General features: G+C 48.0%; 9 protein-coding genes. 3 read left to right on the top strand and 6 right to left on the bottom strand.

Going from position 1 to position 12,041, the window contains the following annotated elements; all coding sequences use genetic code 11:
• Window positions 1–5 precede the first annotated feature (5 nt).
• On the top strand, window positions 6–422 hold the full coding sequence (locus tag KO518_RS19455) for a VOC family protein (RefSeq protein ID WP_216027526.1): 417 nt from the start codon (window positions 6–8) through the stop codon (window positions 420–422).
• 27 nt (window positions 423–449) lie between these two features.
• Here the strand turns inward: KO518_RS19455 and ggt are convergent, their stop codons facing one another.
• The 3 genes from ggt to pbp4b all read right to left on the bottom strand — a co-directional run bounded on the left by ggt (window position 450) and on the right by pbp4b (window position 6,212).
• Window positions 450–2,147 (bottom strand): gamma-glutamyltransferase, encoded by a 1,698-nt coding sequence (ggt, locus tag KO518_RS19450; protein WP_216027525.1) that lies wholly within the window; start codon window positions 2,145–2,147, stop codon window positions 450–452.
• Window positions 2,148–2,151: 4 nt separating this feature from the next.
• Window positions 2,152–3,528, bottom strand: coding sequence for a Na+/H+ antiporter NhaC family protein (locus KO518_RS19445; protein WP_216027524.1), 1,377 nt, complete (start codon window positions 3,526–3,528; stop codon window positions 2,152–2,154).
• Between the two features lie 236 nt (window positions 3,529–3,764).
• On the bottom strand, window positions 3,765–6,212 hold the full coding sequence (gene pbp4b / locus KO518_RS19440; protein WP_216027523.1) for a penicillin binding protein PBP4B: 2,448 nt from the start codon (window positions 6,210–6,212) through the stop codon (window positions 3,765–3,767).
• A gap of 125 nt (window positions 6,213–6,337) precedes the next feature.
• Here pbp4b and KO518_RS19435 point away from each other — a divergent pair, with 125 nt between their 5' ends.
• On the top strand, window positions 6,338–7,486 hold the full coding sequence (locus KO518_RS19435) for an acyltransferase family protein (RefSeq protein ID WP_216027522.1): 1,149 nt from the start codon (window positions 6,338–6,340) through the stop codon (window positions 7,484–7,486).
• A gap of 66 nt (window positions 7,487–7,552) precedes the next feature.
• Here the strand turns inward: KO518_RS19435 and KO518_RS19430 are convergent, their stop codons facing one another.
• A complete protein-coding gene (locus KO518_RS19430; RefSeq protein WP_216027521.1) occupies window positions 7,553–8,893 on the bottom strand; it encodes a M14 family zinc carboxypeptidase in 1,341 nt (446 codons plus the stop codon).
• A 184-nt stretch (window positions 8,894–9,077) separates the two neighbouring features.
• On the opposite strand from KO518_RS19430, the gene KO518_RS19425 reads away from it, so the two are divergent.
• Window positions 9,078–9,929 (top strand): MurR/RpiR family transcriptional regulator, encoded by an 852-nt coding sequence (locus tag KO518_RS19425; protein ID WP_216027520.1) that lies wholly within the window; start codon window positions 9,078–9,080, stop codon window positions 9,927–9,929.
• Here KO518_RS19425 and KO518_RS19420 read toward each other — a convergent pair.
• Together KO518_RS19420 and murQ are read right to left on the bottom strand one after the other, a co-directional pair.
• Entirely contained in the window at window positions 9,926–11,089 is a 1,164-nt protein-coding gene (locus tag KO518_RS19420; protein WP_216027519.1) for an exo-beta-N-acetylmuramidase NamZ domain-containing protein, read from the bottom strand. The two genes, KO518_RS19425 and KO518_RS19420, sit on opposite strands and share 4 nt — an antisense overlap.
• The gene (gene murQ / locus KO518_RS19415) at window positions 11,086–12,021 is read right to left on the bottom strand and encodes an N-acetylmuramic acid 6-phosphate etherase (RefSeq protein WP_216027518.1); all 936 of its coding nucleotides are present in this window, start codon (window positions 12,019–12,021) and stop codon (window positions 11,086–11,088) included. The genes KO518_RS19420 and murQ overlap by 4 nt, the downstream gene beginning before the upstream one ends.
• Window positions 12,022–12,041 lie beyond the last annotated feature (20 nt).

Raw genomic sequence — 12,041 nt, 5'->3', positions numbered from 1 at the left:
ACGTTATGCCCCAACCCTTTCATTTAGCAATACCCGTTGACAATCTCGACGCAGCAGAAGCATTTTATGGCACAGTGATGGGATGTGAAAAAGGAAGAAGCGACACCCGCTGGATAGATTGGAATTTTTTTGGTCATCAGTTGGTCACACACTGTGTCGATACCATGCCAGCGGCACCACAGCACAACGGTGTTGACAATCATGCCGTACCTGTCCCTCATTTTGGCGTCGTGTTGTCGATGAACGAATGGCAAGCCTTAGCCGATAGGCTGCAAGAGGCAGGTACTGAGTTTGTGATCGCACCTTATATTCGCTTTAAAGGAGAGCCCGGAGAACAGGCCACCTTGTTCTTTTTAGATCCTGCAGGTAACGCGTTGGAATTTAAAGCGTTCAAATCAATGAGCCAGCTGTTCGCAGTTTAGCCGTCTGCTGCCAGCTCATTGTGATAGTTACAAGGATGTTTCTTCAACAGCGGCTTTACCCCTTCCACGGGCTTCTGATGCCGCTTCGAGCCCGTTGGCAGTTCGTTTGATCAAGTGGACATCACCAAAATTACTTTCTTTCATGGTGTATCCCATGGCGGCTAACTCAGCCACTACGTCTGCAGAGAGACCACTGTGATAGGCAATGGTATCTTTTGGCCACAGTTGATGATGAAAGCGGGGGCTGTTTGCCGAGGCTTCTGCATCCATATCAAAAAACAACGCATTGAGAATAGATTGAGCTACTGAAGAGATAATGGTCGTGCCGCCGGGAGAACCGGTTACCAGTGTCACATTGTCACCCTTGAGCACGATAGTTGGCGTCATTGACGACAACATGCGTTTACCGGGCTGAATTTCGTTTGCAGTGCCACCTATGGCGCCGAAAAAGTTTGGTACGCCGGCTTTGGCGCTAAAATCGTCCATTTCATCGTTGAGAATAAAACCCGCACCTTCAACTATCACACCACTGCCAAAAGAAAGATTAATCGTGGTGGTATTGGCTACTGCGTTACCCCATTTGTCCATGACAGAGAAATGGGTTGTATCCGGACTTTCGTACAAGCCGGGTTTGACGTCTTCAGTTACTGAAATAGCATTGACATCGACTTCACCAGCACGCTTGGCTATGTAATTTTCATCGAGCAAGGCTTTTACCGGTACGTCGATAAAATCGGGATCACCTAAGTATTCCGCCCTATCCGCAAAAACACGCTTACCTATTTCCGACATCAGGTGAACATAGTTACGGCTGTCGTGAGCCGGCAATTGCTGAGTTTCCAGCACTTCGTTGAGCATACTGATCCATTGAGCAACTGCTACACCACCAGAGCTAGGAGGCGGAGCGGTAAGGAGCTTGTAGTCTTGCCATGGATAAACAATCGGCGCGCGCCACTTGGCTTCATAGGCCTGTAAATCACTTTGTGTTACCAGTCCGCCATTGGCAGCCATAAAGTCGGCGATAATTTTTGCGGTTTCTCCTTTGTAAAAACCATCCTGACCTTGGTCGCGAATTCTTGTCATTGCCGCTGCAAGTTCGGGTTGTTTAAATATGACACCGGCTTGTCTGGCTTCACCAAAATAGTTGCCAAAATTGCTTTCTATTCCTGCTTCTTCCATTCTGGCCATGTATCTGGTAACGCGATCAGCCAGTTTCTCAGGGACCGGGAAACCGTTTTGGGCCAGGTCTACAGCAGGTTGAACCAGTCGCTTCCAGGGCAATTTGCCAAAGCGTTGATGTGCCGCCCACATACCCGCTACCGAGCCCGGAATGCCGGACGCCTTTGCACCAAACAGCGATTCGTATTTTTTCACATCGCCATTTTCATCTAAGTACATATCGCGATGGGCGGCAGCGGGTGCCATCTCACGATAATCCAAAAAAGCCGCTTCGCTGTTCTGGTAGATGGTCATGAAGCCCCCTCCGCCGATGTTGCCGGCTTCAGGAAATGTTACAGCCAGTACAAATTGTGCAGTAATGGCAGCGTCCACTGCGGTCCCGCCATCGTTGAGTACAGCCATAGCGGCATCAGCAGCGAACTCGTCGGGCATCGCTACCGCTTGCTGCGCTATTTTAGCGACTTTTTGTGTGTCTACAGGGAGCGTTTTGTCGCCGGAGCAACCTGCAGCGACACAGAGAAAAAGCGATAAAAACAATATTCTCATAGTGTTATCCAATCATAATGATACTGGCAATGACATAAGCAATGAGCGTCAAACCACCAGCGGTGAGTGCGTAGGGCAGCTGAGTGCGAATATGAGTAAGTAAATCACATCCAGCCGCGATGGATGATACGGCAGAGGTATCGGAAATGGGAGAGCAGTGATCGCCGAACACTCCGCCCCCTAAAATGGCTGCCACTACCAAGGAGGGAGGCAGTCCCAAAGACTGAATGAGGGGAACGCCAATGGGAATTAAAATGGCGAAGGTTCCCCAACTGGTTCCCGTGGTAAATGACATCACGGCGCCAGCGACGAAAAGCATGGGAACAATAAGAAATAATGGTAAGTACTCACCAACTAATCCGGCTACGAATTCTCCGGTTCCCAAGACCTTCAGACTGGCACCTAAGGTCAGTGACATCAATACTATGGTAACGAGAGGCAAGAGTTCCCCCATGCCTTTGAAACCGATTTCCACGGCTTTGTGGTGGGTAAAACGCTTGTGACCAATCAACAGGAAATACGCCGTAGCTGTGGCCAGAATAGTAGCGTAGAGCACGGATTTACTGCCGCTGCCGTCGGCTAATACGCCGTTGCCTGTCCACAACATAAACCCTACCATACTGACAACCATGACCAGCAAAGGCACAATCATAAAGCGGGCTTTTGTGGGGGGCTCGGAGGATAGTTGAGTGTCTACCTGGCTCATGGCTTCTTCTTCTTTTGCCATCGGGCCGTGTACTTTGTCCGCAGCGATAGTATAAACGACTATCGCCAGTGTAATAAGGGCATAAAAATTCAAGGGTACCGACCCCCACAATATACTCGCGGATGAAGCGGGTAGAGCATAGCCATCGAGAAGGCTTAAAACAAAAGCGCCCCAGCCATTTAACAAAATAAGAATGCACACTGGGGCGCTGGTGCTGTCTATGAGATAGGCCAGCCTTGCCCGACTCATTTTGAATTTATCGAACAATCCACGGGCAAAAATACCCGCAGTGAGCACGCTTAGGTTAGATTCAATAAAAACGGCAATACCCGTGAGCATGGTGAGACTTCCCACCTGTTTTTTATTTTTGGCTACGCCCTTGCCTACTAACCAGTTTACGGTAGCGGTTACACCACCAGAGTCTCGGATATAAGCTAGCAAAGCTCCTACCAGTACAGAGAATATCAATATACGGGTATTGCCCGGGCTGGAAGCAACACTAATGGTGCGCTCAATAGCATTGATTGGTGCCAGCAATACACTGTCGGAAATGCTGTTTAACAAGATTAGGGCTTCGGCTGACAATACGGCCAGCAACAAAGCCATAATGACTTCTTTTTTCCAGAACACCACAAAAATGGCGACTAATGGGGGAATAATGGAGACCCATTCCATGAACACTGTTTCCTGCTTTTGTTGTCTTTACTGACATTGTGTTGTTTGGAGAACACGCAGCAATGCGGCAGTTTTTTATTATATTTTGAACGTAAAATGAGCCACTAATGACACCGATAGCGGTACTAAGTGGCCATTTTGATATTACCTTAACCGAAAATAGCGGGTTAAAGGAATAAATGTTTCTACTTTGCGATAATTCCCCTAATCTTTGCCATCGTTGTGTGACGGCGGGCTTATTTCTCTAGTATTGCTTCGTATACCCGGGTAATAACACTGCCGTATTTGCCCGTTTCAAACTCTGAGCCTGCAAAATGCAACTGTCCGGAATCATCTTCGTTCACGGGGGTATGCCTGGCATTGGTTAACAACACGATACCCAGGTTCTGCAAAGGGTCGATCACCGTAACCGTGCCTGTCCATCCGGTGTGACCATATGCCTGGCTGCTGGCGTATGGGCCAAAGTGCCAGCGATTGCGGCCATCGGCTGCTCGTCGCCAACCCAGTCCAAAGCCGGGGTCAAGGGACGATGGCGCGGTGAACAGCGACAGGGTTTGTTCATCGAACAGTGTAACATTGGCATATCCACCTTGGTTGAGGAGCAACTGTAAAAGCACACCCACATCGTCTATAGTAGAGAATAATCCGGCGTGGCCCGCTACGCCTTGCATGCTATACCACGCCTTTTCGTCGTGTACTTCCCCTTGAAGTGTGTACTCACGTACACCTGGGAAATGTATATGACCACTGCGTGTATTGCCGTTTATTTCTGTTGCTGCAACAGACGTTGGAAGCACGCCTTTTTGCAACGGATTAAACATCGTGTGATTGAGTTGCAGCGGACTGTATAACAACTGCTCGCAGTAGCGATCTAAGGACATGCCTGTTACGCGTTCAACCAGCAATCCTAGCAGCATAAAGTTTGTGTCGCTGTATTTCGCTTTCAATTTATTGCCTTCGCGGAAAGGCACTTTGGTGGCCAGTAAATAGTTTGTGTGTGGCTTGCTGCGTGAAAAGAACCCTTTGCCGTAACTTTTCTGTGGCTGGAAGAAACGCACTTCCGGTCCATAGCCGGTTTGATGACTGAGTAAATCCCTTACTGTCCTGGCTTCTCTGCCATCACCGTGGTATTCAGGTAAGTACACATAGAGAGGGTCATCCACATGTATTTTGCCCTCCGATACCAACTTCATAAGAGCGAAATTCGTTGCCAGCATTTTGGTATTAGACGCCATATCAAACAAGGTTTCCGGTGTCAGCGGTTGCGGGTTTGCCAGCAGGGTACCGTCTTCGCTGTACTTGCGCGCATAGCCATACGCACTGCGTTTAATAATCTTGCCGTCTTTTACCACTAGCAGAGCGGCGCCGGGGAATCCCGCAGCAATTTCTTCGTTGATAAGGGCATCAACCCTAACAAACCTTGTCTGCCAGTTTTCGGTGTCATCCTGTAGCGTTGGCCAGGGAATGCGCACGTGCAACTTGTCGGTATCGTTTTGTGTTTTTATTGACAACGCATTAATACCGTCTTTTGTTCTTCTTTTAAGGGAATAGTGATAGGTTTTACCTGCTAGTAGCGGAGTCGCAATATTCAGCTCTTCACCATTCACCGTGATAGTGGCGTGGGTGTCCTGCTCTGCGCGCAAAAAGATTTCTCCTCGACCCTTATAAGCGGCAAAGCGCAGTTTATCGTTCACTTCTTTGCGGTCAGAACGGATTTCCTGTGGGAACACGCTATCTATTTGCCCATGTGTAACGGGGGGCGGAAGCTCGGTTTTTAATGCAAGTTCACGTTCGTATCTCGCCATTAACGCGTTTAGCTTATTGGGGAAATATTTCTCCAGCAGGGCAAACAACGCAGCAGCGGTTTCACTGTTTAATTGGCCATTGACGCCATCCTGGACAAAATGCATTTGGAATGCAGAAATGGCGCTGTAGGTGTTTTCATCGAATACTCCGGTTTCAGTAACGTCATAGCCATAGTCGCGCAGCGCCTTTTGAAATAAGCCTGTTTCGGGAAGTCGCTGGTTAAACCGTTTCCAGTATTTGGTAAGTGTGTCGTTGTCGTACCAGGCTCCTATACCGGCTTTATATAATTCAAACCAAGGAAAGCGCGGACCCGGATCGTTTTTACGGGTGTAAGCAATATCCGAGTGACCAACCACTGCGGTAGGGTGAATATCGGGATTACGAGCGAGAATCTCTTTGGAAAGACGAATCACGGCCTGAATTTGAGCGGGGTTGAAATCGGGAAATACACAAAGGCGGTTTCTACCGTGCTCTGAGCGAGACATACTTGCGGTATTATCTCTTTCACAACTTGGCACATTGACAATCTCTATACCGATAGACGTGTCATTGAGGTTAGTTCGATTTTGCCAGTAGCTGGTACCAGCGTGCCACGCTCGTCTGCCCTCATCTACCAGTTGAAGTACTAGATCATCATCTCCTTGGTAGCTGGGATCGGAAGGATCGGCAACTAAATAATGAGCGCTCAAACCACCTTCATCAACCAAGGCGCGCAAACTCTTTTCATAGTCAATTGCAGTGAAGTGCATCACCAACAACTTAACCCGTTCACTTGCATTCTTTGAAGGAATGGTTGTGTAACCGGCTGCGCAACCTACTATCACCGCGATACCGGCAACAATGACGCAGGTGCGAAAAAATTTGAAAACGCTGCTCATACTACCCATCTGAAAAGAAAAATTCATGTTGACCAAATTATCACAAATCGTATGGAAGTAAATAATAAAATATTCCATAATGATCAGGGAAACCTTCACAAACCCCTCTAAAATCAGGGTATACAATGAATAGAATTGCTGCAATTGATGTGATGCGCGGGTTAACGATTGTGTTGATGGTACTGGTGAATAACCCGGGAAGTTGGGGCAGTGTCTACTGGCCGTTGCTTCACGCTAAGTGGCACGGATTAACCCCTACTGATTTGGTTTTTCCTTTCTTTGTTTTCATTATGGGCGTTGCCGTGGCAATTTCTTTGAGAAAACACGACAAGGAGGTGCCATCTGTATTACCTCAACTGCAATCTATTGCAAAACGCAGTGTTATCCTTTTCGGCTTGGGCCTACTACTAACTTTGTTTTACGTAAATACCCTGGATGCAAATTACAGTTGGTTACATGACAAGCTGTATAAGGTGCGGGTGATGGGGGTATTACAGCGGCTAGGCTTGGTTTACTTATTAACAGCACCGTTACTCATTTTTTTGAGCCAAAAAGGACAGCGGTTTGTTCTGGTAGGCTGCTTACTGGGATATTGGACAGTGATGACATTTGTTCCTTATAGTGACGAGCAGGGTAATGTATATCAGGGTATGTGGGCCTACGGAAACAGTGTTGCCGCGTGGCTGGATAACGCGGTCTTCGGACAAAACCATGTATATTATCGAACTGCGTCTCCTTTTCCCTTCGATCCGGAAGGTTTGTTGAGTACAGTGCCTGCCGTAGCGAGCTGTTTATTTGGTGTCGTGGCGGGGCAGTGGATTCTGGCTGGTGGTTGCGGTTGGCAAACGGTGAAAAAATTACTGGTATATGGTATTGCGCTATTGGCGTTGGGGATCGTTATTTCGCCCTGGGTGCCTGTTAACAAAGCCCTGTGGTCGCCCAGTTATACAATCATCACCGCCGGACTGGCAATGTTACTGTTGGCCGGATTGATGATCGTACTGGATATACAGCAGCACCGTCGATGGGCTAAACCCTTCATGATTGCGGGTGCGAACAGTATTGTCTTTTTTATGCTGTCCGGACTCATCGCCCGGATTTTTCAAATGATAGCAGTGGATGATATGACGTTTAAATCCTGGCTCTATAAGCAGGTTTTCCTGCCCCTGGCCTCACCACACAGTGCGTCATTACTATTTGCTGTGTGTTTTCTTATTGTGTGCTTCTTACCCGTCTGGTGGTTGTACAATAAACGAATTTTTGTGAGCATTTGAAGTGCAAAAGACAGAGTAAGAGAAGCCGCTAAAAGGGTTTTCATATTGGAAAACCCTTTTTCCATTTTAACGAAGAGACATCCAATGTCCGTCCAGTACAGCAGCCACGGGACCGGCGCTGTCCTGAATAACAAAAAACGCAGGGTCACCAGGTAGGATAGGACTATTGGGTTTGTCTTCACCGACCACTTGTACCGGGTAACGGGTCTCAATAGTCAATTGGTGCCCATTGTCGATAAAGTATGTCACGCCGTCTTTTAAAAAATTTAGATAAGCATTGTCATCGAGGGTAATGGCTGCGTTCACTGCAAATCCTTTTCCCTGCGTGAGGTACATGCCTTTTCCATTGATGGTTGTAAAGCCGTAGAGGGTTCGCAAATCACCGATGGCACCAATTTGGCTGCACTGGGTTTTACGGTCGACGGTCACGCTGACATCCGCCTGAAAAGCTTCGCGATCACCCATTCCAATGTGTTCTATTTTAATATCACACAAGCCATTTTCACGATTGTCCGGAATACGGTAGTAATCAGCCAAGGAGTACTGTTCGAATTGTTGAGTCAGCAAACTCTCCAGCGCCGTTTGAAGCGCTATCACGTTCATTTTTCTGGCAACTTGTCGGTTGGGATCATTGTGGGCAGCGCCACTTTCAATGAGAATGGTACTGGCTCCTGAGCCCGCAATATTGTCGCCAAACGAGCGGAAAGAATAAGTGTCATCGTAGCGACCAATACAGTCAGGGATATAGTACTGCAGGGTTTCATTCATAGCTGCAATGAGTTGCTTGGCGCGTAGCCTTGGGCCATCTACGTGTTTGTCTTTGTGGTAGGCTGGTGCAAGAAAAGCAATGGTTGCCGGGTTAGCAGACATTCCTGTGGTGTAATAGGGGTTTTGGTCATGAAGGTTAAACGCGATATCTGGCGATAATTCGGCAACCTGCTGGTGAAGAATACGGCCCTCAGGTGACTGCAGGGCTTTGGCATCCCTGTTCATATCGATGCCCTGACCATTTACTCGGGTTCTGCGCTCGGCTCCGTCGGGGTTTAGCATGGGAATGATATGCAGTGTAACTCGCGATCGCCAGTCAGTGGGGAGTCCCACAGGTGCGGATGTTAGTAAAATTTGTAGCCAGTCAAGTACGGAAGCCGTGGCGGTAGCTTCATCGCCGTGCATTTGCGTCCAAGCGAGGAGCGCCAGCGGGCCATCGCCCAAAGAAAAGCGTTCAATGCTTCTGCCTTCATAAGATGTACCTACCTGAGTGGAGATTATTGAGACGTGAGAGCGAATGCGCTCCATCACTGGCGCAATGTCAGACGCTGTGAGATGAGCCTTATTCAGTTCTTGCCAGTGCAAACTTTCAAACTTTTCGTCGATGTCGGCCGAAGGCAAATGAGGGTGAGCAGTCATACAGCGTCCTTAGCAGGTTAGTGTACTTATTTTTTATACAGAATAATTTACCTAGTAATGTAATGGTATTTTGATATTCTCTTCAACTGGTTTATATTTGAATAATTAATTCTGTGAGATAAACAGCGTTATATTCGCTGTTAATACTGTCTCGATTTGCCATTAGTTTAATAAGTGAACGATCATGTCTGCATTTACAAAAATAAAAGCAATTAAGCACTCACTCTCAGCGAGCGAGTCGAAGTTAGCGACCTTCACTCTTGATTCGCCAAACGCTGTTCGTGATTTGTCATCACAGGAGTTGGCTAACGTAGTAGGTGTGAGCCAGTCGAGTGTGGTTAAGTTTGCTCAGAAGTTGGGTTACAAAGGTTACCCGGCGTTTAAATTGGCGGTGATTGATTCGCTCAATAAAGAAGCACCGAATACGCAGATTCACGGTAAAATTACCTTAACTGATGGCTTTGAGCAAATGGCTGATAAGCTGGTGGCGAGCAAAATCAGCGTCTTGAACGAAACCCGAAACCTCAATGAGATGGTGGCGTTCGAACGTGCCGTGGAACTGATTAAAAACGCCAAGCGGGTTATGATCTGCGGTGTGGGTGGTTCGGCATTAGTATGTAAAGACTTCGCCTACAAATTACAAAAATTAGGCATTAACGCGGTCTCTGAAGCTGATGGTCACATACAGTTGGCACTGGCTGCAACATTTTCTGAAAGTGATGTTGTGGTGGCAATAAGTGAGTCTGGTACCACCAGTGAAGTGGCTAATGTAGTTACAGAGGCAAGACATAATCACGCGACTGTGATTTCCATTACTAAATACGGCCACAACATGATTGCCGACCTGGCCCAGGTGCAACTTTACTCTGTGGCCGAAGAAGCATCTTTGAGGTTGTCTTCCATATTGGCCAGAACGGCACAAGAATTGATTATCGACATGTTGTTTATCGCCTTGACCCAGGCATCTCGCCCGGGCAGGAAATTACTCGAGAAGACGAACGACGTGGTCTCGCGGTTTAAAATGCAGCGCAGTTAATGCGCTGTATCCGGATATAATAAATATGGCTTACGTTGTTTGATAAATGTCGTCAGCGCGGGTTTCCATTGAGCGCGAATTTCTGCTTCTGACTTTCCTGCTACGATCGCCTTGCGCAAAGTGTCAGTCCCGCTTAACTTGTCGAAAAAGTCAGGCCGGTTGATAAGAGATTTATCTTCGGCTTCAAATTGCTCGTGTACCGCTATCAACAAACCCAGGTCAAAGCCTTTTACTTCGCTGTTGCGCAGGTCTTTGCCGAGGAGCCTCTGATCCTGCAGTTTAGGAGACGGTGCACTTTGAGGCATACTGACTGGAGTAAAAGAGAAGGTTCCAAGAGCGACCTCGTTATGACCCACTACCTGAAATGGAAATGGCGTTCCCCGTCCCACGCTTACTACGGTACCTTCAAACAAACACAATGATGGGTATAGTTGAATAGCTTTGTCGTTTGGTAAGTTCGGGCTGGGAGCGACGGGTAAAGAATACGCCATGGTTCTTTCGTACCCGGCCATAGGAATAATGGACAAAACTAAAGACGCTGCGTTGTTGATCCACCCTTCGCCTTTAATCATCTTTGCCAACTCACCAATGGTCATACCATGAAGCAAGGGAATGGGATCCATGCCCACAAATGAGGCAAAGGCTTCTTCGCGCACGGGCCCGTCAACGAAAGCTCCGTTAGGGTTAGGGCGATCGAGAATGACTACTTGCTTACCCTGTTCCGCGGCTGCTTCCATGACATAGTGCAGAGTACTGATATAGGTGTAAAAGCGCGCGCCTACGTCCTGAATGTCAAACACCAGCGTATCTACACCTTCCAGCATTGCCACCGTAGGTTTTTTGGTTTTGCCATAAAGTGACAAAATGGGTAGACCCGTTTTTTCGTCTATACCGTCTTTGATGGTTTCACCAGCGCCGGCATCCCCACGGAAACCGTGTTCGGGGGCCATTACACTAACCACATTTACATCTTTGGACAGTAAGTAATCCACTAGGTGTTCATCACCAACCATAGACGTTTGGTTTACCACCAGGGCAACACGTTTAGAAGCCAATAAAGGCAAATATTTGTCTGGTTGAGCGGCGCCCAGTGTGATTGCCTGCACTGGCAGAATTAGGCTAATCAAGCTGACCAACCAGCAGATAACTAACTTGCTCATTGCTCTTCTACAGCCCGGCGCAAGAAACCATTATGTGTGGTGAGCATCGATTCTGCCTGTTCTGCAGTGGTGTCTGTCAGAATCATCATAATGGCCACTTTGGCTTTGTGATTGGCGGCTTCCAGCGCCGTGGCTGCTTCCTCTTTCTCGCAATCCGTTGCCTGCATGACAATGCGAATAGCACGGGCCTTGAGTTTCTCATTGGTCGCGTTTACGTCCACCATAAGGTTTTGATAGGTTTTCCCGAGGCGAATCATGCTGGCAGTACTAAGCATGTTCAACACCAGTTTTTGCGCTGTGCCCGACTTCATTCGCGTAGAGCCTGTGAGACATTCTGGCCCAACCACAGGACAGATGGCAATACTTGCACTATTTAGCACAATCGAGTCTGGGTTACAGGCGATGCTAATGGTTTTTGCGCCAAGAGAATTGGCATATTCCAGCGCGCCCACCACATATGGGGTACGGCCACTGGCGGATAATCCCACCAGTACGTCATTCTCCGAAAAGTTAATCGCCTGAATGTCCAACGCCCCCTGTGCTTTATTGTCTTCGGCTCCCTCGACAGCGTGCTGAATGGCGGGTTCACCACCGGCAATGACGCCTATCACCAAACTGTCCGGTACACTGAAGGTGGGGCGGCATTCTACGGCGTCGAGGATCCCCAGTCGCCCACTGGTGCCTGCACCTGTGTATACCAGCCTGCCTCCTGAAAGTAATTTTTCTACGATGGCATCTACAGCGCTCGCAATATGTGGAATTTCCTGTGCCACGGCATTAGCTACTTTGGCATCTTCCTGATTAATTTTACGCAATATGGCCTCAGTGGACAGCAAATCTATATCCATGGTGTCGGGGTTTCGTCCTTCAGACACGATTTTATTTAGCTGTGCCAGTAAATCTGATGTTCCACTTACTTTTTTTGCCTGCATAGTTTGCCTTATCTGGTTTC

It is taken from the genome of Aestuariibacter sp. A3R04, from assembly GCF_018860805.1.
Classification (GTDB): Bacteria; Pseudomonadota; Gammaproteobacteria; order Enterobacterales; family Alteromonadaceae; genus Alteromonas.
The sequence above is the reverse complement of the archived record's forward strand: the minus strand, read 5'-3'. Positions and strand labels throughout refer to the sequence as shown.